At 56.4% G+C, this 24,088-nt stretch carries 22 protein-coding genes; 10 read left to right on the top strand and 12 right to left on the bottom strand.

Features of this window, described 5'->3' with window-relative positions:
* Positions 1-68: 68 nt before the first annotated feature.
* The 3 genes from sdhC to sdhA are packed head-to-tail and all read left to right on the top strand — an operon-like array spanning position 69 to position 2,658.
* On the top strand, positions 69-464 hold the full coding sequence (sdhC, locus tag PbB2_RS01905) for a succinate dehydrogenase, cytochrome b556 subunit (protein ID WP_108983583.1): 396 nt from the start codon (positions 69-71) through the stop codon (positions 462-464).
* A 9-nt stretch (positions 465-473) separates the two neighbouring features.
* Positions 474-860: a succinate dehydrogenase, hydrophobic membrane anchor protein gene (gene sdhD / locus PbB2_RS01910; protein WP_108983584.1), complete on the top strand. Its 387-nt coding sequence runs from the start codon at positions 474-476 to the stop codon at positions 858-860.
* 4 nt (positions 861-864) lie between these two features.
* Entirely contained in the window at positions 865-2,658 is a 1,794-nt protein-coding gene (gene sdhA / locus PbB2_RS01915; RefSeq protein WP_108983585.1) for a succinate dehydrogenase flavoprotein subunit, read from the top strand.
* Positions 2,659-2,666: 8 nt separating this feature from the next.
* Here the strand turns inward: sdhA and PbB2_RS01920 are convergent, their stop codons facing one another.
* Entirely contained in the window at positions 2,667-3,119 is a 453-nt protein-coding gene (locus PbB2_RS01920) for an Lrp/AsnC family transcriptional regulator (protein ID WP_108983586.1), read from the bottom strand.
* A gap of 75 nt (positions 3,120-3,194) precedes the next feature.
* Between PbB2_RS01920 and PbB2_RS01925 the strand changes: the two genes are divergently transcribed.
* The gene (locus PbB2_RS01925; RefSeq protein ID WP_108983587.1) at positions 3,195-3,836 is read left to right on the top strand and encodes a LysE family translocator; all 642 of its coding nucleotides are present in this window, start codon (positions 3,195-3,197) and stop codon (positions 3,834-3,836) included.
* A gap of 3 nt (positions 3,837-3,839) precedes the next feature.
* On the opposite strand, the gene PbB2_RS01930 is transcribed toward PbB2_RS01925, so the two are convergent.
* The 3 genes from PbB2_RS01930 to PbB2_RS01940 form a co-directional block, all read right to left on the bottom strand.
* The gene (locus PbB2_RS01930; RefSeq protein WP_192576112.1) at positions 3,840-5,477 is read right to left on the bottom strand and encodes a sensor histidine kinase; all 1,638 of its coding nucleotides are present in this window, start codon (positions 5,475-5,477) and stop codon (positions 3,840-3,842) included.
* On the bottom strand, positions 5,428-6,138 hold the full coding sequence (locus PbB2_RS01935) for a response regulator transcription factor (protein WP_108983589.1): 711 nt from the start codon (positions 6,136-6,138) through the stop codon (positions 5,428-5,430). The genes PbB2_RS01930 and PbB2_RS01935 overlap by 50 nt, the downstream gene beginning before the upstream one ends.
* Before the next feature lie 100 nt (positions 6,139-6,238).
* Positions 6,239-6,643: a hypothetical protein gene (locus PbB2_RS01940; RefSeq protein WP_108983590.1), complete on the bottom strand. Its 405-nt coding sequence runs from the start codon at positions 6,641-6,643 to the stop codon at positions 6,239-6,241.
* 188 nt (positions 6,644-6,831) lie between these two features.
* On the opposite strand from PbB2_RS01940, the gene tkt reads away from it, so the two are divergent.
* Both tkt and PbB2_RS01950 read left to right on the top strand, forming a co-directional pair.
* Entirely contained in the window at positions 6,832-8,802 is a 1,971-nt protein-coding gene (gene tkt / locus PbB2_RS01945; RefSeq protein WP_108983591.1) for a transketolase, read from the top strand.
* A 2-nt stretch (positions 8,803-8,804) separates the two neighbouring features.
* Entirely contained in the window at positions 8,805-9,800 is a 996-nt protein-coding gene (locus PbB2_RS01950) for a glycosyltransferase family 2 protein (protein WP_192576113.1), read from the top strand.
* Here the strand turns inward: PbB2_RS01950 and glmS are convergent.
* From glmS to PbB2_RS01970, 4 genes are all read right to left on the bottom strand, one after another.
* Positions 9,787-11,610, bottom strand: coding sequence for a glutamine--fructose-6-phosphate transaminase (isomerizing) (gene glmS, locus PbB2_RS01955; protein WP_108983593.1), 1,824 nt, complete (start codon positions 11,608-11,610; stop codon positions 9,787-9,789). The genes PbB2_RS01950 and glmS overlap by 14 nt on opposite strands.
* Before the next feature lie 119 nt (positions 11,611-11,729).
* Positions 11,730-12,680 carry an alpha/beta fold hydrolase gene (locus PbB2_RS01960; protein WP_238164804.1) on the bottom strand — a complete coding sequence of 317 codons (951 nt, stop codon included), beginning with the start codon at positions 12,678-12,680 and terminating at the stop codon, positions 11,730-11,732.
* 43 nt (positions 12,681-12,723) lie between these two features.
* Positions 12,724-13,194 (bottom strand): VOC family protein, encoded by a 471-nt coding sequence (locus PbB2_RS01965; RefSeq protein WP_108983595.1) that lies wholly within the window; start codon positions 13,192-13,194, stop codon positions 12,724-12,726.
* Between the two features lie 11 nt (positions 13,195-13,205).
* Entirely contained in the window at positions 13,206-13,745 is a 540-nt protein-coding gene (locus PbB2_RS01970) for a DUF2244 domain-containing protein (protein WP_108983596.1), read from the bottom strand.
* Positions 13,746-13,850: 105 nt separating this feature from the next.
* Here PbB2_RS01970 and nth point away from each other — a divergent pair, with 105 nt between their 5' ends.
* The 3 genes from nth (at position 13,851) to PbB2_RS01985 (ending at position 17,025) form a co-directional block, all read left to right on the top strand.
* A complete protein-coding gene (gene nth, locus PbB2_RS01975; protein ID WP_108983597.1) occupies positions 13,851-14,567 on the top strand; it encodes an endonuclease III in 717 nt (238 codons plus the stop codon).
* A gap of 89 nt (positions 14,568-14,656) precedes the next feature.
* Positions 14,657-16,243 (top strand): bifunctional phosphoribosylaminoimidazolecarboxamide formyltransferase/IMP cyclohydrolase, encoded by a 1,587-nt coding sequence (gene purH, locus PbB2_RS01980; RefSeq protein WP_108983598.1) that lies wholly within the window; start codon positions 14,657-14,659, stop codon positions 16,241-16,243.
* Positions 16,244-16,260: 17 nt separating this feature from the next.
* Positions 16,261-17,025 (top strand): dienelactone hydrolase family protein, encoded by a 765-nt coding sequence (locus tag PbB2_RS01985; protein WP_108983599.1) that lies wholly within the window; start codon positions 16,261-16,263, stop codon positions 17,023-17,025.
* Here the strand turns inward: PbB2_RS01985 and PbB2_RS01990 are convergent.
* The gene (locus PbB2_RS01990; protein ID WP_108983600.1) at positions 17,022-18,419 is read right to left on the bottom strand and encodes an FAD-binding oxidoreductase; all 1,398 of its coding nucleotides are present in this window, start codon (positions 18,417-18,419) and stop codon (positions 17,022-17,024) included. The two genes, PbB2_RS01985 and PbB2_RS01990, sit on opposite strands and share 4 nt — an antisense overlap.
* 32 nt (positions 18,420-18,451) lie before the next feature.
* Entirely contained in the window at positions 18,452-19,474 is a 1,023-nt protein-coding gene (locus PbB2_RS01995) for an NAD-dependent epimerase (protein WP_108983601.1), read from the bottom strand.
* A gap of 175 nt (positions 19,475-19,649) precedes the next feature.
* On the opposite strand from PbB2_RS01995, the gene PbB2_RS02000 reads away from it, so the two are divergent.
* Positions 19,650-20,078, top strand: a complete 429-nt coding sequence (locus PbB2_RS02000; protein ID WP_108983602.1) for a hypothetical protein — start codon at positions 19,650-19,652, stop codon at positions 20,076-20,078.
* Between the two features lie 4 nt (positions 20,079-20,082).
* Here PbB2_RS02000 and lepA read toward each other — a convergent pair whose 3' ends face one another.
* Together lepA and PbB2_RS02010 are read right to left on the bottom strand one after the other, a co-directional pair.
* On the bottom strand, positions 20,083-21,885 hold the full coding sequence (lepA, locus tag PbB2_RS02005; protein WP_192576115.1) for a translation elongation factor 4: 1,803 nt from the start codon (positions 21,883-21,885) through the stop codon (positions 20,083-20,085).
* A 69-nt stretch (positions 21,886-21,954) separates the two neighbouring features.
* On the bottom strand, positions 21,955-24,087 hold the full coding sequence (locus PbB2_RS02010; protein WP_108983604.1) for an alpha-galactosidase: 2,133 nt from the start codon (positions 24,085-24,087) through the stop codon (positions 21,955-21,957).
* Position 24,088: the final 1 nt, after the last annotated feature.

Raw genomic sequence — 24,088 nt, forward strand, 5'->3', positions numbered from 1 at the left:
GCGCCTGCACTCTTCCATGTCAGACAGGGATCATCATACATAATCTGGCCACGACAGGTGGGGACAACATGGCAGGATCGCACTCACAAGACAAACGGCCCTTATCGCCACATCTTCAAGTCTGGCGCTGGCACGTCACCATGGCGACGTCTATTTTTCACCGCGCGGCCGGGGTGGGTTTGTACATTGGTGCAGCGATCCTGACCGGCTGGTTGGTGGCTTTGGCGAGTGGGCCTTTAAGCTATGATGGCTACATGGGCGTTTTGACCTCACCGTTAGGCTTGTTGGTCCTGTTCGCGATCACGGCAGCGGCCTGCTACCACCTCGCCAACGGCATTCGTCATCTGGTTTGGGATGCGGGAAAAGGCTTTGAGCCTAAAGTGGCAACGGCATCTGGCTGGGCCACGATCGTGGCGGGCGGGCTTGGCGCCATCATTGTTTTCGCGCTGGCATTTCTTTTCTAGGGGCAGACGATGAGCAATTCCTTGCGTACACCGCTTTCTCGTGCTCGTGGCCTCGGTTCCGCTAAGCATGGCGTCAGCCATTTCATCCACCAACGTGTCACTGCCATATTTCTTGCCCTGTTGCTGCCTTGGTTTGCATTGTCCTTGCTGCTCAGCACCGACGGCAGTTTTGATGCCATTCAGCATTGGATGGGCCATCCATTTAATGCTGCAGGGACGGCATTGTTGGCATTGACCGGCCTTTACCACATGCGCTTAGGGATGCAGGTGGTGATCGAAGACTATATCACCACGCCATTGGCCCGCACCCTATGCTTGCTGGCCAATACAGCCATCCCTGCCCTGTTAGCCCTAGTCGCGGTCCTGTCGATCGCAAAAGTCTTCGTTGGAGCCTGATGCCATGACGGCTGAATATCAGTGGAATGACCATACGTTTGATGTTGTCGTGGTTGGGGCTGGTGGCTCCGGACTGCGGGCTGCTTTGGGTGCTGCCCAGGCCGGTTTGAAAACCGCCTGCATTACCAAAGTCTTCCCAACCCGCTCGCACACAGTTGCTGCTCAAGGCGGGATTTCGGCTGCTCTCGGCAATATGGGCGAAGATGACTGGCGTTGGCACATGTTCGACACCGTCAAGGGATCTGATTGGCTGGGCGATCAAGACGCCATCGAATATCTGACCCGCAATGCTCCAGCCGCCGTCTACGAGCTCGAACATTGGGGCGTGCCATTCTCGCGGACCGACGAGGGCAAAATCTACCAGCGTGCCTTTGGCGGTATGACACGCAATTACGGCGAAGCCCCGGTCCAACGCACCTGCGCAGCTGCCGACCGTACCGGCCACGCCATTTTGCACACTTTGTATGGCAACTCGCTGAAATATGACGTTGAATTCTTCATCGAGTATTTCGCCCTCGATTTGATCATGGATGAGACCGGGGCCTGCATCGGTGTGACCGCATGGGAATTGGCCACGGGCAAGCTGCATCGGTTCCGCGCCCAACGCACGGTTCTGGCGACCGGCGGCTATGGCCGCGCCTATTTCAGCTGTACCAGCGCCCATACCTGCACAGGTGACGGCAATGCCATGGTGTTGCGCGCTGGATTGCCCTTGCAAGACATGGAGTTTGTGCAATTCCATCCCACTGGTATTTATGGTGCCGGCTGCCTGATTACCGAAGGGGCGCGCGGTGAAGGCGGTTATCTGACCAATTCAGAGGGGGAGCGCTTCATGGAGCGCTATGCTCCAACGGTAAAGGATCTCGCCCCGCGCGACATGGTGTCGCGGGCCATGACGATGGAAATTCGTGAAGGCCGTGGCGTGGGCCCCGGCAAGGATCACATCCACCTGCATCTCGACCATCTCGACCCTGCCATTCTGGCCCAGCGCCTGCCTGGCATTTCCGAAAGCGCCAAGGTGTTCGCCGGCGTGGACGTGACTAAGGAACCCATCCCGGTCCTGCCCACCGTGCATTATAACATGGGCGGCATTCCGACCAATTATCATGGCGAAGTCCTCACCAAAGTTGGCGGCGACCCCGATCAAATTGTCCCCGGTTTGATGGCGGTTGGCGAAGCAGCGTGCGTGTCGGTGCATGGGGCCAATCGTCTGGGTTCCAACTCGCTGATCGATTTGGTGGTTTTTGGCCGCGCGGTTGGGTTGCGGTGTGGCGAAACGGTTCAATCCGGCGCGCGTCAGCCCGAGATCACCAATGCGATGACAGACAGCCATCTGGCGCGGCTCGACCGCTTCCGTCAGGCCAAGGGTGGCACGCCCACGGCCCAGCTGCGCTTGCAAATGCAGAAGGTCATGCAAAACCATTGCGCGGTATATCGGGAAGGTGAGTCACTGGATGAAGGCTGCAAAGCGATGGACAAAGTCTATTCCGGCGCACCCGATATCGCCATTTCAGATCGCTCCATGATTTGGAATTCCGATCTTGCTGAAGCCATGGAGTTCGACAATCTGTTGAGCCAGGCCATGGTGACCATGTATGGTGCCGCCAATCGGACCGAGAGCCGGGGTGCCCATGCGCGCGAAGACTATGCCGATCGCGACGACGTCAATTGGATGAAGCACACGCTGACATGGTATGATGAGGCGACCGGCTCGGTCAAAATCGACTATCGTCCGGTGCATATGAACACCATGAGCAACGACGTCGCAACCATTCCACCAAAGCTGCGGGTTTATTGAGGGGATCCTTATCCCCGCTCATCCTTGGGTGAGCCCATGACGATATAGCTCGTGATGGTGGCAACTTGCGGCAAAGCACCGAGGACTTCGGTGTGGAAATGCTTATAGGCCGGCAAATCCACTGTCTCGACCCGTAGCAGATATTCCACCGTCCCGGTGATATTGTGACACTCGCGCACTTGGCTGGCGCGCCGCATCGCGGCTTCGAAATCAGCTTGTTCCTGCTTGGTGTGACGTGACAGGCCTACCGTAACATAGGCCAGAAAGCCGATGCCCAGCGCGGCTGGGTTCAGCCTCGCGCGGTAGCCCTCGATGACACCCTTTCGCTCCAATTCATGAACGCGGCGCAGACAAGCCGAAGGCGACAGCCCAACCCGGCCAGCCAAGTCAACATTGCTGATCCGCCCATCTTGGGAAAGGACTTGCAATATCCTGCGGTCAATATCATCGATATCAGTCATATCTTGCAGAAAATGCTATTGATTGATCATATTTGCAAGAACATGCCGTGCAATTTCGCATAAACTTGCAAGATCATGACTCAAGAACTCCTTCTCGCTTTATGCGGCTTTGCGCTCGTTTCTTCCATCACACCGGGCCCAAACAACCTGATGCTCATGGCCTCAGGCACCAATTTTGGGTTCATGCGGACGATTCCGCATATGCTCGGCGTGTCGATTGGGTTTGTGGTGATGACAGTCTTGGTCGGCTTAGGTCTGGCGCAAGTCTTTGTTGCCTATCCCATCGCTTATACAGCCCTAAAAGGAGGCTCGGTCATCTATCTCATTTACTTGTCATGGAAGATTGCAACTGCGACCCCGCCAGGTTCAGATCATCCCAATGCGCAAGCCAATGCCAAGCCGTTCACCTTCCTTCAAGCGTGCCTATTCCAATGGGTCAATCCGAAGGCTTGGACAATGTCTCTCATGTCGGTCACGGCCTATGTACCCAGTGAAGACCCGATTTCGGGTTTGGTTATTGTGGCGGTGGTGTTTGGGTTGATTAATTTGCCAACTGTCAGCCTTTGGGCCTATGCGGGAATGCAATTACGCCAATTCCTGCAAGATCCCGTCAAGCTGCGCATCTTTAACATTGTGGCGGCTGTGACGTTATTGGCCTCGCTTTATCCGGTTATCACGCATGACCTATTGGCTCATCCTGCCTTGCAGGCCAAATGAGGATCAAGCAGCAGGCAATTCAAGAATAAAGCGCGCGCCACTGCGGTCAGACCGATTCTCAGCCCAAATCGAGCCACCATGACTGGCGGCGATCTGGCGCGCAATCGCCAACCCAAGGCCGGAATGTTTGCCGAAGGCCGCTTGACCTTCCTCGCCAGCATGGGTCGGTCTATGCGTATAAAAGCGATTGAAAATGCTTTGAAGCGCTTCTTCCGGTATGCCTGGCCCTTCATCGGCCACTTCAACCCGGATTAGCTTGCCATCGCGGCGTGCCGACAAACTGATGGTGGCGGGCGACGGGGAGAAGCTCATGGCATTGTCGAGTAGATTTGTCAGGATGCGTGAAATGGCTTCCTCGCGCCCGCTAACACTCAACCGATCGGTCTCATCCCCATAACGCACCAGCACCTCCACCTGACGGGCGTGACCGATCGAGCCGTAGGCGCGGACCAAATCATCGAGCATGTCAGCTATGGAGAATTTCTGCTGACTGGCCCGCGCCAATTCAGCATCCAGCCGGGACGCATTCGCAATATCGGTAACCAGCCGATCTACGCGGCGGGCATCATTGAGTATGATGGTTTCAAGCTTCGTCTTGCTTTCAGCTGATGTGGCGCGCGGCAGCAGTTCAGCTGCGTTACGGATAGCTGCAAGCGGGTTTTTGATTTCGTGCGCCACATCAGCGGCGAAGCGTTCGTTCGCGTCAATTCGCTCCTGCAGACTGGAGGTCATTGCCGCGAGGGCATCGGCCAGATCGCCAATTTCATCCGGGCGCTTGCGCAAGGTGTCAGCATCAAGCACTTGGGCGCGTCCACGGCGCACATTATCGGCAGCTGCTGCCAAGCGGCGCAATGGTACGGCGATGGACCACGCCAGCAGGGTCGCCGAAATGGCCGTCACCAGAATGGCAGAGAAAATGAAGGGATACAGCGCGCGACGCTCCGCCTCCACAATCTCGCTAACGTCTCCACTCTCCAAAGTCAGGGCACCGACAACGGCGCGGATGCGTTGGATTGGTACGGTTACTGAGACGACCCTGCGGCCTTCCTCATCAAAGCGTTCACTCTGCACGACATTGCCTTGCAAGGCGGTAGAAACTTCCCGAATGAGGGCCTTCTTGGGGTCGTCGCTGGCACCTTGCATGAAGACGCGAACATTGGAGACTGCTCGCCCAGCCACTTCAGTAATGTCAGGCGCTGCAGGGCCCAAGGGTGGCAGTTCGCGTACATTGACAATATCATCGAGAATGGTGCTGTCGGCTATGGGCCTTAGGTCGCGGCTGAACAGACGCAGACGCGCACCCGGCTCCCGAGAGAGACGACGCAGGATGGCACGGGCACGGGCCTCATCAAGGACGGGTACTGCATCAGCGGGAATGGCTGCCTCTGCCAAGACGCTGGCAATGGTTGATCCCTGTGCCCGTAACGCGTCCATGCGCGCGCGCGTCAATCCCGAGCGCAACTCATTGAACAAAAGCGAGCCCAGCACCAGAATGACGATGCCGGCAAAGTTGGCGATGAAGATGATGCCGGCAATGCCGCCACGCCGCCGACGACGGCGGGTCTTGCCAAGAGCCGGCTGAGCCTTTGTGTCAGGATTCCTTGTAGCGATAGCCGACCCCATAGAGCGTCTCGATGGCATCGAACTCGCCATCCACTTCGCGGAATTTCTTGCGCACACGCTTGACGTGGCTGTCAATGGTGCGGTCATCGACATAGACGCTGTCGTCATAGGCCGCATCCATCAGCTGATCGCGGCTTTTTACAAAGCCCGGACGTTGAGCCAAGGCTTGCAACAGCAGAAACTCTGTCACTGTCAGGCGAACAGGCTTGCCTTTCCAATAGGAGGCGTGGCGATTTGGGTCCATGGTGAGCGAGCCGCGGGTGACCACCTTTTTGTCGCCTTCGGCAGGGGTTAGATCGTCACCAACCGCATCGATTGGACGCGACCGTCGCAAAACGGCCTTGACCCGTTCAGACAACAGGCGGGTTGAGAATGGCTTGCGGATGAAGTCATCAGCCCCGACCGAAAAGCCAATGACCTCATCAATCTCATCATCCTTGGACGTGAGAAAGATCACAGGCACATCCGAGCTTTCTCGCACCCGACGCAACAATTCGACACCGTCCATCCGTGGCATCTTGATGTCGAGAATAGCAATATCAGGCGGCTCTGAAATTAAAGCCGGTAGGGCGGTTGCCCCGTCAGGATAGCTGCGGACATCATATCCCTCACTCTGAAACAGGATTTCGAGTGAGGCGCGGATGTTTTCGTCGTCATCGACCAGAGCAATTGTCGTCATGTTCTTACTTATAAGGCGGTTTGTGTCTGGATGTTACCCCTCGCAAGGCAAGATTATGGCAAATAATGTATTGAAGAGACCCTAAGCGGCCTGCATAAGCCTAGCCGGCCTTTGCCTGAACCTCTTCGTCGGCCAGTTCATCCAGATAGGCGATGGCCAGATCCGTCAGTTCGAAGTGCGGCTCGGCCCAGAAATCCTCAACCCCGCTTGGGATGGCTGCATCGAGCACCGTGTGGATTTCACTCTCATCGTCGTTCCAGAGAATAGAGACATCTGCCAATCGGGCCGCCTCGCGACCAAGATTTTGGATAATCACCGGATCATTCATGCGATTTGCACTGACGCGCAGCACAACAAGGCCGCCGCCAATATCCTCGCTGATGTCCGCGTAGGACAGAATGGCATTCAGGAGCGCACCGGATGGGGGAGCCACCATGACAGGTGTTGGGGCTGGAGTTGAAACGGCTTTGCGGCGACGAGACTTGGGGTAGGGAAGAATGGTCATGTTAGTGCCTCACTGTCTGTGAGCTCGTTATGCAGCATGACTACGACAGATTCGGGCGTAGATTTTGTCCACAATGAGTCGGGATTGAGTCAGGGGCGCATGACCAATATCGCATGCAATTGAGCATTGTTTGACTGCCGCAGTTCCGATAAGCGATCCGCCATACGTGATCAGTGAAAGCTCCCCCTATGACTAGCCACCATGACCTTGCTAATGCGATCCGCTTCCTGTCCATGGATGCGGTCCAAGCTGCCAATTCCGGGCATCCCGGCATGCCGATGGGGATGGCCGATGTTGCCACGGTCCTGTTCACGAAATTTCTGAAGTTCGACGCGAAAGCCCCCAACTGGCATGATCGTGACCGCTTTGTGCTCTCAGCTGGCCATGGGTCGATGCTGATTTATTCCTTGCTGCATTTGACTGGCTATGAAGCCATGACCTTGGACCAATTGAAAGCCTTTCGCCAAATTGGCGCTTTGACGGCAGGGCATCCTGAATACGGCCATGTGCCGGGGGTTGAGACCACGACTGGCCCACTTGGGCAAGGGATTTCGACGGCCGTCGGCATGGCGATGGCTGAAGCACATTTGCGCGCGACTTTAGGGTCCGACGTGGTTGACCACCACACATGGGTGATCGCCTCAGATGGGGATTTGATGGAAGGCATCAGCCATGAAGCCATCTCGCTGGCCGGGCACCTCAAGCTCAACCGGCTGATCGTGCTGTGGGATGATAATGAGATTTCTATCGACGGGGCCTTGTCAGTTGCAGAAACCGGCGATCAGCTGAAACGGTTTGACGCTGCTGGCTGGGCCACAAGCAAGGTCGATGGGCATGATCCTGTCGCCCTAGAGGCAGCCATGTCGGCTGCCCTGCAATCAGACAAACCGGTCCTGATCGCTTGTCGAACCCAAATTGGTTATGGTTCGCCCAATTTGGCGGGTACCGCCAAGACCCATGGTTCACCACTAGGAGCCACCGAAATTGAGGCCACACGCCAAGCGCTCAACTGGCCTCATGCCCCCTTTGTGGTACCGGACGAAATTGTGTCGACGTGGCGTGCGGCGGGCAGCCGCGGGGCTGCGGCGCATGCAGATTGGAAGGCCCGGCTGGCCGCGCGCGCTGATGCTGAAGCAATTGAGGCACGTTTGGCCTCGCGCGTGGACGCCAAAGCCCTGCGCCAGCTGGTTGCCGATCATGCAGGCGCGATGGCCGCAAAGACGCCAAGCATGGCCACGCGGGAGAGCTCTGGCGCTGCATTGGAGACCCTCGTCCCAGCCTTTGACGTTTTGATGGGGGGTTCTGCTGACCTCACCGGTTCAGTCAACACCAAAGTCAGCGGCATGAGCGCCTATGGTGCCAAAGACTATGCCGCCCGCTATGTCCATTATGGCGTGCGCGAACATGGAATGGCAGCTGCCATGAACGGCATGGCATTGCACGGTGGTGTGGTGCCCTATGCCGGAACCTTCCTCGTATTTGCCGATTATTTGCGCCCTGCTTTGCGATTGGGGGCACTCATGGGCGTGCGAACAATCCATGTACTAACCCACGACAGTATTGGTTTGGGCGAAGATGGGCCAACCCACCAACCTGTCGAGACCTTGGCCTCCTTGCGCGCAATTCCCAATGTCCAGGTTTTCCGACCCTGCGATCCGGTTGAAGTTGCCGAATGCTGGGAGTTGGCCCTGTTGGCCGACACGACCCCATCGGTCTTGTCGCTGACCCGCCAAAAATTGCCTTTCCAGCGACGAGACGGCTCACCCGTCAATCGCTCGGCCCAGGGTGCCTATGTACTCTCGCCTTCAAGCCTAGCTGAAAAGGCAGTGTTGATTGCAACGGGTTCTGAAGTTGAAATTGCCATGGCAGCTCAAGCTCGCTTAGCCGAATCCGGGATTGGTGTGCGGGTAGTATCCGCGCCCTGCCTTGAATTATTCGCCGCCCAAAGCGCAGACTATCAAGACGAGGTATTGGGCGGCAACTTGCCCAAAGTGGCGATTGAAGCGGCCGTCCGCTTTGGCTGGGATCGCTGGATTGGCCCTAAAGGGACATTTATCGGCATGACCGGTTTTGGCGCTTCAGGCCCCTATCAGGCGCTTTACAGCCATTTCGGTATCACGGCTGAAGCGGTGTGCGCGGCTGTGCAGGCGCTGGACTGATCTTGCCAGAGCCACAGGTCTCAATTCTGATTGTGGCTTACAAGAGCCGGGCGCACTTGCCCCGGCTCTTTGACTGTCTCGACGCCCAGAGCTTCACGGGCTTCGAGACCATTTTGATCGACAATGCCTCTCCAAGTGGCGCGGAACCTGAACCAGCAACGGCGGCGCGGGCAACCCAATATGTTGCCAATTCAGTCAATACTGGCTTTGCCGCTGCCAATAATCAGGCTGCCCGATTGGCACGAGGAATGTGGCTGATCTGCCTGAACCCTGATGCTTTCCCCGAACCGGATTGGCTTGCTGAACTTTTCACCGCAACCAGCCGCTATCCCGACATTACGGCATTTGGATCAACCCAGATTCTCGATGAAGACCCAAGCCAACTGGATGGTGCTGGCGATGTGTATCATGCCGCAGGCATTCCCTTTCGTGGCGGCTATCGTAAGCCACGAGCAATTGATCTGGCGGATGGGCAAACATTTAGCCCCTGTGCCGCAGCAGCAATGTGGCGGGCCGATGTGTTTGCTGCCCTTGGCGGCTTTGAGGAAAGTTTCTTTTGTTACTGCGAAGATGTTGATCTGGGTTTCCGCCATCGACTCTCAGGGGGCAGAGTTATCCAGTTAGCGGGTGCCAAAGTCCGGCATTTGGGCTCCGCTTCAAGTGGGCGATTGTCAGATTTTGCCGTTTATCATGGCACACGCAATCGACTGTGGACCTTTGTGCGCAACATGCCAGGTATCTTGTTCTGGATCATGTTGCTGCCCCATCTTGCTGCCACCTTGTTGCTTTGGGCCCATGCTATGTGGCGTGGAGCCGGGGCAGCCTATGGCCGCGGCCTGAAGGATGGACTTGTCGGTCTCGGCTCAGTTTGGCAGGCCCGCCGAACAGTCCAAGCAACCCGACGGGTCAGACTGGCGGATTTAGCCCGCCAATTTGCCTGGTCACCGATGGCGCTTCTCAAACGGGCCATTGTTTTGCGCCCAATCACTCAACCGTAACAGATTTTGCCAGATTACGCGGCTGGTCGACGTCCGTCCCTTTAGCCACGGCCACATGATAAGCCAGCAAATGGATTAGGGGTGAATAGACGATTGGGGCAACAAAAGGTTCAGCCTTGGGCGCTTCAATCGTGTGGCGGGCAACAGTGCCTGATTCTTCAATGCCTTGAGCATCGGAAAACAGGGTGACGCGGCCCTTGCGGGCAGCAATCTCCTGCACATTAGACATGGTCTTTTCAAACAAAGAATCATGCGGCGCGATGGCGAAGACTGGGGTAACTTCATCAATCAACGCAATAGGACCATGCTTCAACTCGCCGGACGCATAGCCTTCAGCATGAATATAGCTGATTTCCTTGAGCTTGAGAGCGGCTTCCAGCGCAATCGGATAGGACATGCCGCGACCAATATAGAGGATGGACCGGGCATGGCTGGCTTCTTCTGCGGCGCTCGCAATGGTTGGCTCAACTTTGAGCGCTTCGCGGATCAGGCGTGGCGTCTCCATCAAGAGATGCGCGAGGCGGCGCTCTTCATCACGGTCGATCTGCCCACGCGCCAGAGCAGCTGCCACCGAGATAGCGGCAAGCGCGGACAATTGCGCCACAAAAGCTTTGGTTGAGGCGACTCCGATTTCAGGCCCGGCCAAGGTCGGCAGGACAGCATCGGCCTCGCGCGCGATTGAGCTTTCGGGCACATTGACCACAGCAATCGTCTTCCAACCCTTGCGCTTGCATAAGCGCAAAGCCTCCAACGTATCGGCAGTCTCACCTGATTGCGAGATGAACAGCGCTGCTGCCCGACCGGCCGCCACTGGTTCGCGATAACGGAACTCAGACGCAATGTCTGTCTCGCAAGAAAGCCCGGCGGTTTGCTCAAACCAATATTCGCCCACGCGGCCGGCCAAATAAGCTGTACCGCAGCCGATGATCCACAATTGGTCAATCTGGGCAAAATCAACGCCAAAGTCCGGCAAGCTGACACGCTCTTCCAGCGGATCGACATAATGGCCGATGGTGCGGGCCGCAGCATCTGGTTCCTCGTGGATTTCCTTCTGCATATAGTGGCGATAATTGCCTTTCTCGACCGCTGCTGCGCTGGCAGCAACAATCTTGATCGGCCGGGTTACCGGTGCGCGGGCAAGGTCATAAATGGCGTGACTGGTGCGGGTCAGTACGACCAGATCACCCTCTTCGAGATAAATGACACGATTGGTGAAAGGTGCCACCGCGATGCCGTCCGAGCCGAGGAACATTTCACTTTCGCCAACGCCTACCACCAATGGGCTGCCCTGACGCGCACCGATCAGCAAATCCTCTTCCCCGGTAAACAGACAGGCAATCGCGAAGGCCCCGCGTACCCGCTTGAGCGCAGCAATCACGGCATCTTTTGGACTGTCGCCTTGATCGAGGGCGCGCGAAATCAACTGCGTGATGACTTCGGTATCGGTTTCAGAATCAAACACCCGACCTTCGGCTTCCAATTCCGCACGCAAGGTGCGGAAGTTCTCGATGATGCCGTTATGCACAACCGCCACGCGACTGGTGGCATGAGGGTGGGCGTTACGCTCAGACGGGGCACCATGTGTGGCCCAACGTGTGTGACCAATCCCGGCAACTCCGGCCAGAGGTGACTGGACGAGCACATCTTCGAGATTGCGGATTTTGCCCTGTGCACGACGGCGATCAATCACCCCGTCAACCAAAGTGGCGATACCGGCTGAATCATAGCCACGATATTCCAGTCGCTTCAATGAATCGATCAAACGCGAAGAAACTTCTTCCTGCCCCAAAATACCAATGATGCCGCACATGAAACGCCTCTTATGACCTGCCGGATGCTGTATCCGGTCGCCTTGATAGAAAGCTTGCCGACTTCATGCCAGTGTCTGTACTGTCACACTTGGTGACAGCCCGTTGCATGATCTTGGTCTTAGGGCTGAGAGACACCATAAATCTGACGCAGGAAGGCCTCGACCTCACCTGCAGATTGCACCGGAACTTCTTCTTGCGGCAAATGGCCAATATTAGGGTAAGTCACGAGCTTGGCACCAGCAATCTCGCGCGCAAAGCGCTGGCCATCGGCAAGTGGGATCCAAGGGTCGGCCTCGCCCCAGATCACCAAAGTTGGCACCTTGATTGTCGGGATTTGCTGATGTGCATTTGGCGCATCGGGACCGGCGCGCATACGGGTGAGTGTTGCTTGACGATTGCCTTCCCGCATGAGGAGGTCGTGATAACGTGTCACCATCTGGTCGGTAACCAATGCATCATCAACAATGACCTGCTTGAGATTGGCTTCAATCATGCCTCGCGTGGTGAAGCGCGAGAAAACTTCACCCACGCCGGGTGTGCGGGCGAGACGAAAAACCAGTGGCGGCTTGCCTGTGTCACGCGGATAGCCCGCTGCATCGACCAAAATGAGACCTGCAAGTTTCTCAGGATGGGCGAGGCCATAGCGCCAGGCCACGCCCCCACCCATTGAATTGCCCCCCAAAACAAAGCGGTCCAGCTTGAAATAATTGGCTAAATCATCGACCACCTGCACATAGCTCGTGGTGCTATAGATACCATCCGGTGACGGCCCAGTCAGACCGTGACCGGGAAAGTCGAAACTGATGATGCGCCAATTTGCTTTGAGCTGCCCAACCCAAGGCTCCCACGTATGCAGGGATGCGTTTGAACCGTGGGCCAAGATGAGGACGGGAGCATCAGGCTTGCCCTCATCTCGCACATGCACGCGCAAACCTGCCCGCGTCGTAACAAACTGGCTTGCCGGGGAGGTGTAGCGCGCTTCGGCTACCGTGGCGCGCAAATCAGGGCTACAGGCGCTGGTGCCCAATGCAGCAAGAAAAAGCGAACACAGGGCCACAAAACGCTTCATCATCTCGGTTCCTTTTGAAGAAATATGGCCAAGCCAAAACACTCTACCAGCTGCCAATATTCGCTGCGCTGGCCCAGGGTTCTTGCGGGGGCAAAGCAGGACCCCGCTGCAACAATTCCACCGAGATGCCATCTGGTGAGCGCACAAACGCCATATAGCCATCGCGCGGCGGCCGGTTGATGATGATACCACGGCTCTGCAAATGTGCGCACATGGCATAAATATCATCGACCTTATAGGCGAGATGACCGAAATTGCGGCCACCCTCATAGTGATGCTCATCCCAATTATAGGTGAGTTCAATCATGGGCAGGCCAACCGGCAATCCCCCTGTACTGGTTTCGCCCAAGGCTTGATGGCGGGCGATATCAGCCTGAGTTGCGAGAAAAACCAATGTGAAACGGCCGGCTTCATTCTCTGTGCGGCGCAACTCGACCAAGCCAAGGCCGTCGCAGAAGAAAGCCAATGCCTTATCCAGATCGCCGACGCGGATCATTGTATGTAGATATTCCACTCTTGATCCTTTCAAACACAGATTTCGCTGGGATAACGCTCCCCACGCGCCTGATCCAGTGCGGACTTCAGCGCCTCGGCAAAGGCCAGCCTTTCAGGTGGAGACAAGCAAGTTGCCAAAGGTAATTGTGCGCCACCAGCGGCTAAGGTGACATGGGTCTCATATTCATTGACTTCATCAATGATCACCCGCGCAAAACTTGGACTTACCCGCCACCAACCCACTTTACCCCGCTGGCATGTTTTGGAAATGGCGATCTGGGCAGCACTGACTTTGATGGTCTCACACTCTCGCCTACCAGCTTTGAAATTCACTTTGAAGGCAAGATAGAGCAGCACAATATCCAGCCCGAAAAAGCCAATGACGGGCCAAGCTCCAATCGACCAGAACACCAAACCAGCCGCAAAACTCATGGCCGCCAGACTGAGCATCACCACGCGAAACCCGTTCGTCGATAGGGAGCGATTGGGCTTGAGAACTGCGTCCATATATATCGCATCACGCTGATCAAATTCAGGCGCGCGGTCCAGGGCGATTATCGTCGTGCTCATGAGGATTAAGCTAGCGCAATCTGGGCGTTTGCAAAGTTGTGGCCTGCATGGGATGGCAGAGGATCAGCGATTGCCCCTTGGATCGCGTGTGGGTAAAGCCAGACTATGGCTCGCACGATCAAACCCGCCCGTTCCAAACTCAAAGCCGCTGAAATCGCCGCTCTCTACGCGCAATTGGCGGCAGAACGGCCTGACCCGCGCACTGAACTTGACTATCGCGACCCTTATACATTGGTCGTGGCCGTGGCTTTGTCTGCCCAAGCCACCGACGTGGGCGTCAATAAAGCGACACGGAAATTGTTCGACATTGCCGACACACCCCAGAAAATGCTCGCGCTCGGCGAAGAAGGCGTTGCCGCCCATATCAAAACCATTGGCCTATGGCGGAACAAGGCCAAGAATGTCATCGCCTTGTCAGAACTTCTGATCGAGAAATATGGCGGTGTGGTTCCCCAAGACCGCGATGCTTTGACAGAATTACCCGGTGTCGGTCGCAAGACAGCCAATGTGGTGCTGAATGAGGCGTTCGGGCAGCCGACAATTGCTGTCGATACTCATATCTTCCGCGTCTCAAACCGGACCGGTTTGGCGCCCGGCAAGACGCCTGATCAGGTCGAAGCCATTCTGGATCGCGTGACGCCAGAAACCTACAAAAAGGGCGCCCATCACTGGCTGATCCTACATGGTCGTTATGTTTGTGATGCGCGCAAACCAGCATGTTGGCGGTGTGGCATCGCTGATATTTGTAAGTTCAAGACCAAAACACCCAATCCCGCTGATACGCCCAAGCCAGCTAAAGCAAAAGCCGCACGCCCGAGGTAATCTGTGCAGGGATTGAGTCGCCACCAACTGATTCTGCGCCTATAAGCGCGGCGAACGTGCCAAAATCCTTGAGCTGGAGCCTAAGTCCCATGTCCACCATCCGTCCTGTCCGCCGGGCCCTGATCTCTGTCTCGGACAAGACCGGTCTGATTGAAACGGCCACGGCGCTGGCTGATCAAGGTGTGGTTCTGGTTTCCACCGGGGGAACAAGCAAGGCTCTGTCAGCGGCTGGGCTGGCTGTGATTGATGTGGCCGATGTGACCGGCTTTCCTGAAATGATGGATGGCCGGGTAAAGACGCTACATCCGGCGGTCCATGGCGGACTCTTGGCACTGCGCCATGTTGACGATCATCAAGCCGCCCTCACCAAACACGGAATCGCGGGCATTGATCTGTTGTGGGTCAATCTGTACCCGTTTGAGGCGACATTGGCCTCTGGCGCAGATTTTGAAACCTGTATTGAAAACATCGACATTGGCGGCCCAGCGATGATCCGCGCCGGGGCCAAGAATTTTGAGTGGTGTGCGGTTGCCACCGATTTGTCGGATGTTCAGAAAGTTCTGGCCGATATGTCCGTTCACGGCGGCACTCAGGAAATCACCCGCAAGCAATTGGCAGCCAAGGCGTATGCGCGGACTGCAGCTTATGATGCTGCGATTTCGGGTTGGTATGCGGGACAGGTCGGCGAGACCTCGCCGGATTGGCGCGCGTTTGGCGGGGGCAGAGTGCAAAGCCTGCGTTATGGCGAAAATCCTCATCAGCAAGCCGCATTCTATACAACCACGGAAAAGCGCTTTGGTGTGGCGACTGCTCGCCAGTTGCAGGGCAAAGAATTGTCCTACAACAACCTCAATGACACCGATGCAGCTTATGAATTGGTAGCTGAGTTTTCAGCCAATGAAGCCGCCGCCGTCGCCATTATCAAACACGCCAATCCGTGTGGTGTGGCGATTGGCGGCAGTTTGCGTGATGCGTATGAGCGGGCCTTGGCGTGCGATCCGGTGTCGGCATTTGGTGGCATTGTGGCCTGCAACCGTCCCCTGGACGGCGCAGCTGCCAGCGAGATGGTCAAGATCTTCACCGAAGTCGTCATTGCACCCGATGCCGACGAGGAAGCTCGTGCTATCTTTGCGACAAAGAAGAACCTCCGCCTTCTGGTTGCTGGCGGCCTGCCCGATCCAGCCCAGCCGGGGGTCACTTTCCGCACTTTGGCAGGCGGCTTTCTTGTGCAAAACCGCGATACCGGTCGCATTACCGCCTATGACTTGAAAGTGGTGACCAAGCGGGCTCCCACCGAGCAAGAATTGATCGACATGCTTTTTGCTTTCCGAGTGGCCAAACATGTAAAGTCAAATGCGATCGTTTATGCCAAGGACGGTGTGACTGCTGGGATTGGTGCCGGCCAGATGAATCGTCGCGACTCCGCCCGCATTGCCGCAGTCCGGGCCAGGGAAGCTGCTGACACCGCAGGCTGGGCTCAGGCAGCCACGATCGGCTCCGCATGCGCGTCCGATGCTTTCTTCCCGTTTGCAGACGGCCTCTTGCAGGCTGTTGAGGCTGGGGCAACAGCGGTCATCCAGCCTGGCGGTTCAATTCGCGATGACGAGGTGATCGCGGCAGCCGATGATGCTGGGATTACCATGGTGTTTACCGGCATGCGCCATTTCCGCCACTGATTGCTGAGGAGGCGACGGTGAAGTTTCCGCGTGAGTCCCTGAATAGCCGCGCCCAGCGCCTCCTTCCTCATTGCCAGATCATTCGTCCGCCTGGCCCGGGTCCATTTCCGACCTTGTTTTTGTTTCATGGCTGCGGTGACCCCGATGGTCCTCAACCCGCCTATGCTGCAGAAGCCGCCAAGCATGGGATTGCAAGCGTGGTGGTAGATTCGTTTCGACCACGCGATATCAGCTTAAACGAAGCCCGGATTCTGGTGTGCACGGGCATGCGGCTATGGGGACGAGAACGGGCTGGTGATCTAGTCGCTCTGATGGATTGGGCACGACATCAAGACTGGGTTGATGCGCGCCGATTGGGGGCAGCCGGCTGGAGTCATGGTGGCTGGACTGTCATGGATGGATTGGCACTGGGGAGCCAGGTTGCCGAGTTCGCAGGCCTGACGGACGTGCCCGCTGATCCGCTGGCCGGACTGAAGACGGCGTTTCTGGTATACCCTTGGTGTGGCTTGGGTGCCCAGACCTTGCGCCTTGGCTGGACACAGAAAATCCCTGCCTTCTTCTTGCTTGCAGGCGAAGATAATTTGTCAGGCACCCGCTTACCTTTGCGGGCGGCAGAAATGCTCGCCAAAGCAGGTGGCCTCATTGAAACCCATATTTACCCCGGTGCGACCCATTCCTTTGACGAACAAATTTCTGTCAATCCAACTTTCCGCTATGACGCAGTCTTGTTTGAGGATGCCAAGTCCCGCTTCGCAAGCTGGATGGTTCGACATCTGGGTTAAAGCAGCACTCTCGGGTTCATGATGTTCTTGGGATCAAAGCTGGCTTTGATCGCCCGCATAAGGGCGAGATGAGCCGGAGGTTCACGGCGTAGGAACTCATCTCTGCGACTAATGCCAATTCCATGTTCAGCCGAAATCGACCCATTGAATGACATGGCAACGTCATGGATCGCCTCATTCATCTGCGGCACCAATGCCATATAGGCATCCCCCGACATATCTTGGGGTTGGATGACATCATAATGGATATTTCCGTCGCTGCAGTGACCAAAGGCCACCACGCGCGCACCCGGTGCAACCCGGTCAGCTTCGGCGTCGGCCTGTCGCAGAAAGACTGGTATTTTTGAAACAGGGACAGAGACATCATGCTTGGCGGCCACCCCTTCAGGCTTCTGACACGCACTCATCTCTTCACGCAAATACCAAAAGGATTTGGATTGAGTTTCATTCTGCGCCACCACGGCATCTTGGGCGAGCCCAGCCTCAAGGGCTGAGGCCAAAGCTTGTTCCACTTGATCCACAAGATCGGCATTGGGGCCTTCAAATTCTACCAGCGCCATCCAAGCTGGGATGGTGCCGAATGGAATACGGACGTTGGGGATGTTTTTGACCGCGAGTGACACACCAAGATGATTCATCACTTCAAAAGCGGCCACTGCAGCGGTTTCCTCTTCCAACCGATGTAAGAGGGCAACGGCCTGTTCGGGTGTGTCGAGTGCGAGCAAGGCCACCGTTGTGTGCCGAGGTTGGGCGACCAGCTTTAAGGTTGCTGCCGTGACAAGCCCGAGCGTTCCTTCCGCACCGATGAACAAGTGCTTGAGGTCATAGCCCGTATTGTCCTTTCGTAAGGCAGACAGACCCTCATAGAGCGATCCATTGGCCAGAACGGCCTCTAAGCCCAAAATCTGGGCACGCATCATGCCGTGACGACGTACATGCACACCCCCGGCATTTGTGGAAATCAGGCCACCAATGGTGGCAGAGCCTTCTGAAGCGAGGCTGAGTGGGAAACGCTTGCCGATTTGGCGCGCAGCGTCCTGGACTTGGGTCAGCACCACCCCGGCCTCGGCCACAAGCGCATCATCAACGGGATCAATCGCGCGAATAAGATTGAGCCGCTTGGTTGAAATCAGGACCTCGCCTAGAGGGATTTGGGCCCCGACCAGCCCCGTATTACCCCCCTGGGTGGTCACAGCCACGCCAGCTTCATGGCAGAGCCCGATAATCGCCTGGGCCTCTTCTGTGGTGGACGGCATCAACAGAATAGGCGCATGGCCCGACCAACGGTCGCGCCATTCAATCAAGTGGGGCGCAATCAGGTCCGGGTCCTCCGTCCATCCGTGTGGTCCGAGGCGGTCCTTCAAGCGAGCCAAGGTCGACAGATGCGCATCCATTTCCAATTAGTCCTAATCAAGAGTTTAGAGGGCTAAAGCCCGTGATAATTGCGATACCAGGCCACAAACGCATCTACCCCGTCCTGGATGGGTGTATTTGGCTTATAGCCGATTGCATTGACCAGTGCAGTCACATCTGCGGCAGTATCGGGCACATCACCCGGCTGCAATGGTAGCAACTCGACCACTGCCTTCTTGCCCACCGCCCTTTCAATCGCAGCAATATAGTCCGACAGGATCACAGGCTGGCTGTTGCCAATATTGTAGAGCCGAAATGGAGCCGATGAGCTTGCAGGGTCAGGGGTGGCGCTGTTCCAATCAGGGTCTGGCTGGGCGATCTGATCACTCACGCGAATAACGCCCTCGACGATATCGTCGACATAGGTAAAATCGCGGCTATGCTGGCCATGATTGAACAGCTTGATCGGTTCGCCAGCCAGAATAGCTTGAGTGAACAAATAGGGGCTCATGTCCGGCCGACCCCAAGGCCCATACACGGTAAAGAACCTCAGCCCTGTGGTCGGCAGACCAAACAAATGGCTATAGGCATGGGCCATCAACTCATTGGCCCGCTTGGTTGCTGCATAGAATTGCAGCGGATGGTCTACGCCATGGCTCTCGGAAAACGGCATGTGCGTATTGCCGCCATAAACGCTCGACGTGCTCGCATACGTCAGATGGGCAGTATTATGGGCGCGGCAGGCCTCTAGGATGTTGGTAAAGCCCAACACATTGGACGCGACATAGGCGCGGGGATTCTCAAGCGAGTAACGTACGCCAGCTTGGGCTGCCAGATGAATGACCCGATCAAACCGATGGTCTGCAAAGCACGCATCTACGTGAGCAGCATCGGCGAGATCAGCGCGCACAAAACTGAATTGGCCAGGCCCTCTATCTGATAGGATAGCCAATTCTCGCAGACGGGCCTCCTTCAAGGCCGGATCGTAATAATCATTGACCACATCAAAGCCCACGACCTGATCACCACGTGCGATCAATGCCGCGGCGGTGTGAAACCCAATGAAGCCAGCAGCACCGGTAACCAGAACGCGCATAAAGACGACCTTCGACGATAGTGTAGGCACCCGAACGAGCGTGGTTACCCAACAGCACCATCATTGCCGGATTGGGGCCGGAATACCACTACGCGATGCAGAGGCCATGACCTCTGACGTTATTGCGGTCTTTCAAAAGAAACCAGTACACTGTCAGACAGCATAGGAGATCCCAATGGCCCCGATTTGGCGAAACTGGCTTAACCTCTGGTGCGGAGGTGTTATTGTCCTTGGTCTCATCTTCTTGGGCAGCGGCCTGCCTGCCACCGATTGGGGTGTGCGCCTTTACTTTGATGCAATGGCCTGGCCCATCGATGGCAAGGGCTGGGAAGAGGCTGCGCGATTGACAGCTATGGTATTGGGCGCGGTGATGATGGGTTGGGGCGTGACAATGCTCATCCTGGTTCGGGTGGCGATTGAGAACCCCCATTTGCGCCTGTTTGTCCCGCTGACCGGGGCCATTCTGGTGTGGTGGCTGGGCGATACGAGCCTCTCTTTCGTTTTGGGCTCACCGGGCAACGCCACTGCCAACACACTCTTCCTGATCGCCTATCTTATCCCAGTGATTGCCAGCGGTGCTCTAAAGCAGCCAAAGGCACAATGATCGCTCAGTCGGCATCCATTTTCAGGGCGGCGATGAAGGCTTCCTGTGGAATGTCGACACTACCGAACTGGCGCATGCGCTTTTTGCCGGCCTTCTGTTTGTCGAGCAGTTTGCGTTTGCGGCTGGCATCACCACCATAGCATTTTGCTGTCACATCCTTGCGCATTGCCGAGATAGTTTCCCGCGCGATCACGCGGCCACCAATGGCAGCTTGGATGGGGATTTTAAACAAATGCTGCGGGATGAGATCCTTCAATTTCTCGCACATTGAACGCCCACGCATTTCAGCGCGTGTGGCATGGACCAGCATTGATAGGGCATCAACCGGCTCTTCATTGACCAGAATGGACATTTTCACGAGGTTGCCGGGCCGATAGCCCTCGATGGCATAATCAAACGACGCATAGCCCTTTGAAATGCTCTTGAGACGATCATAGAAGTCAAACACCACTTCATTGAGTGGCAATTCATATACCAGCATCGCGCGTGAGCCGACATAAGTCAGTTCGCGCTGATTGCCGCGCCGATCCTGACACAGCTTCATAATCCCGCCCAAATACTCATCTGGGGTTAGAATGGTGGCCTTGATCCAAGGCTCCTCAATTGCCTCGATCGACATCACATCGGGCATATCGGCGGGATTATGAAGGTGCAGCGTTTCACCGCTCTTGAGTTTGATTTCATAGACGACAGATGGCGCGGTGGCGATCAGGTCGAGGTTAAACTCTCGGCTCAGCCGTTCCTGAATGATTTCAAGATGCAATAGCCCAAGGAAGCCACAGCGGAAGCCAAAACCCAAGGCGGCACTGGTCTCCATCTCAAACGAAAAACTTGCATCATTCAGGCGAAGCTTGCCCATAGCGGCGCGCAAATCTTCAAAGTCTGCAGCATCCACTGGGAAAAGCCCGCAGAAAACCACCGGTTGGGCTGGCTTGAAGCCCGGCAGCATGGTCGCAGTCTGACGGCGTTCTTCGGTGATCGTATCACCAACGGCGGCGTCAGCCACCTCCTTGATTGAGGCAGTCAAGAAGCCAATCTCACCTGGACCCAATTCTTCAACTTCTGTGATCTTGGGCTTGAACACCCCGACCCGGTCGAGTGCATAATTGGCCCCGGTGGCCATCATGCGCACTTTCATGCCCTTCTTCAGCACCCCGTCTATGATGCGCACCAGCACCACCACGCCCAGATACTGGTCGTAATAGGCATCCATCAATAGTGCCTTGAGCGGGGCGTCGCGGTCGCCAATCTTGGGAGCGGGCAGACGGGTAATGATGGCATCAAGCACATCCTCAATCCCCAGCCCGGTCTTGGCCGAAATCATCACCGAGTCAGACGCATCAATACCGATGACTTCTTCGATTTGAGCTTTCACCCGATCAGGTTCAGCTGCAGGCAAGTCAATCTTGTTAAGAACCGGGACAATTTCAAGATCTGCATCAATGGCCTGATAGACATTGGCCAAGGTCTGCGCCTCAACACCCTGACTTGCGTCAACGACCAGCAGCGCCCCCTCGCACGCAGCCAGCGACCGGGAGACTTCATAGGCAAAGTCGACATGACCTGGGGTATCAATCAGATTGAGGACATAGTCCTGCCCATCGCGTTGAAACTCAAGCCGCACGGTCTGCGCCTTAATCGTGATGCCACGCTCGCGCTCGATATCCATACTGTCGAGCACTTGGTCTTTCATCTCGCGTTGCGTGAGTCCACCCGTTAGCTGGATCAGCCGATCCGACAAGGTGGACTTGCCATGGTCGATGTGGGCCACGATGGAGAAATTGCGGATGTTTTCACGGGGAGTCATGGGCAGGGACATAGCCTGACAGGCCCACCGGGGAAAGAGCCTGATACTGTTGGTGGTTTGCGGGCGGGTTCAGACTGCGTGCACGTGGAAGATCAAAACTTGCTCTGGGGCAGTCAGGGGCAGACCAATACCCAGATCGGTCAAGACGCGCCCGCGCAGTACCTTTCCCTCCCCCAGCAGGTCGAGCGTCTCGACACTGGAGGCCGGTGACCAAGACTTAAAGCGTGGCGGCCAAACCAGCTTCAGGCGATAGTCGGCATCTGGATCAAGGCCCTGGAATTGAACGCGCGGCAAAAGGCGCTGGGTCTGACTTTTCATGATCGAAAGAGAATAAAGCGCTTGGGACTGATCCTGCGCCACCACACCCATCCCAATCAAATCGGCTGTGGTCTTCAGGCGCACCAGATTGCCGGTGTGCAAAAGGTTCCGGTGGGATTTGTGCAGGTTGATTGCCTGTTCGAGGACCGCCATTTCCGCTTCGGATTCTTCCAAGAGATTGAGCTCAAGCCCCATATGGCCGATCATGGCTGTGCCAGCCCGCATCGCCATCGACAATGTACGCCCCGTGATATGACAGCGCCGGGGCCCGACATGGGCCCCCATCACTTCCAGTGGGAAGAAAAAGCTCGCCCCATGCTGGATTTCCTGCCTGTCGAGGGCATCATTGCTGTCGGAAGTCCAGATCCTGTCCGTCAAGCCGAGAATTCCGTAATCAGTGCGTGCGCCACCCGAGGCACAGGATTCAAACTCGACGCTTGGATGGGCCGTGCGCAATCTGGAGAGCAAAGCATAAAGAGCCTCAACTTGGGCATGACCGCGCTGGAGCCCCTGATGATCACCAGGATGGCTGATGTCGCGATTCATGTCCCATTTGACATAGGAAATATCATGATCGCGAAGAATGGCGTCGATCCGTTCGAACAAATAGTCAGAAACTTCCTGTCGCGAGATATCCAGCACCAATTGGTTGCGAAACGGCACCTGATCAACATGTGCTAGTCCCAAGACCCAATCGGGATGGGCTCGGTAAAGATCAGAATCCGGGTTCACCATCTCTGGCTCGAACCAGATCCCCATTTCCATGCCAAGCCCAGTGACATAATCAATGAGCGGCTTGAGCCCATCAGGATAAACATCCGGAGAGACAACCCAGTCTCCCAGACCTGAGGTATCATCACGCCGGGAACCGAACCATCCGTCATCTAGCACAAATCGCTCGACCCCGATCGCTGCGGCGCGGTCCGCGAAAGCCTTGAGGCGCTCAAAGTCATGATCAAAGAAAACCGCTTCCCACGTGTTGTAGTGAACTGGGCGCGGCTTTTCGCGTAATTGGGGACGCAACACATGCTGCCGGACGTGGGCATGGAAACGTTGTGACAGGTCACTCAGGCCTTCAGAGCTGTAGGCCGCATGAATGGTTGGGGCAGTCAATCGTGCGCCAGGTGCTAGACGGATCTCGCCGGCACCGAAGAGCGCACCAAGGCCGACAAACACCCGCCCATCATGAAGCGTGTCGACGCGCATCCGGTGATTGCCACTCCAGCCCAAATGCAAGCCATAGGCTTCGCCTTGTCGCTCATCTGTTGAATCCGCGCACAAGATGATTCCCGGAAAGCCATCGTGGGAGGTGCGACCACGGCGGCTTTCACGCAGATAAGTGCCCGCAAACCGGTTCAAGCGCTCGCGTTGAAACTCCAGCGCCCAGCGCCCCGTAAAACCGATCAAATCGTTCATATGCGCAGGGATAGGCAGCACAGCTGTGGCAAACTCGGCCACGTCCAAATCACGCTCGCCCTGATTGGCCAATTCCGCAGTGACACGCATGACCCCGGTCACCGGGTCAAGCTGAATACGATATGCCAGTTCAATTCGGGTCGTGGCATCTGCACAAGTCATGATCACGCCGTCATCAATGTCTGAGACATTTTTGACCACAAATCGGCTGCCCCAATCCTTGCCACCGCGATGGGCGACAACTCCTGTCGGCCCCAGAAGCCCCAAACCCGCCTCCATAGCCAGAGATGCATGGACAAACACATCCGAACTACCAGGCCCACCTTGATGGCCTGTCAGTGCCTTCAGATCAGCGCCGATCATGCCGTCCGGCAGGCCCGGACCCCAATGAAGTATCGCGGGCGGCTCACCGATGGTCGTGGCTAGGACCACACTGCTGCCGCCACCATGCAGGATTACAGTGTCCATC

This window comes from Candidatus Phycosocius bacilliformis, assembly GCF_003112735.1.
GTDB lineage: Bacteria > Pseudomonadota > Alphaproteobacteria > Caulobacterales > Aquidulcibacteraceae > Aquidulcibacter > Aquidulcibacter bacilliformis.

What these genes read in the sequence shown, in the direction of transcription:
- sdhC (WP_108983583.1), top strand. Translation starts at nt 69, where the DNA reads ATGGCAGGATCGCACTCACAAGACAAACGGCCCTTATCGCCACATCTT.
- sdhD (WP_108983584.1), top strand. Translation starts at nt 474, where the DNA reads ATGAGCAATTCCTTGCGTACACCGCTTTCTCGTGCTCGTGGCCTCGGT.
- sdhA (WP_108983585.1), top strand. Translation starts at nt 865, where the DNA reads ATGACGGCTGAATATCAGTGGAATGACCATACGTTTGATGTTGTCGTG.
- PbB2_RS01920 (WP_108983586.1), bottom strand. Translation starts at nt 3,119, where the DNA reads ATGACTGATATCGATGATATTGACCGCAGGATATTGCAAGTCCTTTCC.
- PbB2_RS01925 (WP_108983587.1), top strand. Translation starts at nt 3,195, where the DNA reads ATGACTCAAGAACTCCTTCTCGCTTTATGCGGCTTTGCGCTCGTTTCT.
- PbB2_RS01930 (WP_192576112.1), bottom strand. Translation starts at nt 5,477, where the DNA reads ATGCCATCGAGACGCTCTATGGGGTCGGCTATCGCTACAAGGAATCCT.
- PbB2_RS01935 (WP_108983589.1), bottom strand. Translation starts at nt 6,138, where the DNA reads ATGACGACAATTGCTCTGGTCGATGACGACGAAAACATCCGCGCCTCA.
- PbB2_RS01940 (WP_108983590.1), bottom strand. Translation starts at nt 6,643, where the DNA reads ATGACCATTCTTCCCTACCCCAAGTCTCGTCGCCGCAAAGCCGTTTCA.
- tkt (WP_108983591.1), top strand. Translation starts at nt 6,832, where the DNA reads ATGACTAGCCACCATGACCTTGCTAATGCGATCCGCTTCCTGTCCATG.
- glmS (WP_108983593.1), bottom strand. Translation starts at nt 11,610, where the DNA reads ATGTGCGGCATCATTGGTATTTTGGGGCAGGAAGAAGTTTCTTCGCGT.
- PbB2_RS01960 (WP_238164804.1), bottom strand. Translation starts at nt 12,680, where the DNA reads ATGAAGCGTTTTGTGGCCCTGTGTTCGCTTTTTCTTGCTGCATTGGGC.
- PbB2_RS01970 (WP_108983596.1), bottom strand. Translation starts at nt 13,745, where the DNA reads ATGAGCACGACGATAATCGCCCTGGACCGCGCGCCTGAATTTGATCAG.
- nth (WP_108983597.1), top strand. Translation starts at nt 13,851, where the DNA reads ATGGCTCGCACGATCAAACCCGCCCGTTCCAAACTCAAAGCCGCTGAA.
- purH (WP_108983598.1), top strand. Translation starts at nt 14,657, where the DNA reads ATGTCCACCATCCGTCCTGTCCGCCGGGCCCTGATCTCTGTCTCGGAC.
- PbB2_RS01990 (WP_108983600.1), bottom strand. Translation starts at nt 18,419, where the DNA reads ATGGATGCGCATCTGTCGACCTTGGCTCGCTTGAAGGACCGCCTCGGA.
- PbB2_RS01995 (WP_108983601.1), bottom strand. Translation starts at nt 19,474, where the DNA reads ATGCGCGTTCTGGTTACCGGTGCTGCTGGCTTCATTGGGTTTCACACC.
- PbB2_RS02000 (WP_108983602.1), top strand. Translation starts at nt 19,650, where the DNA reads ATGGCCCCGATTTGGCGAAACTGGCTTAACCTCTGGTGCGGAGGTGTT.
- lepA (WP_192576115.1), bottom strand. Translation starts at nt 21,885, where the DNA reads ATGACTCCCCGTGAAAACATCCGCAATTTCTCCATCGTGGCCCACATC.
- PbB2_RS02010 (WP_108983604.1), bottom strand. Translation starts at nt 24,087, where the DNA reads ATGGACACTGTAATCCTGCATGGTGGCGGCAGCAGTGTGGTCCTAGCC.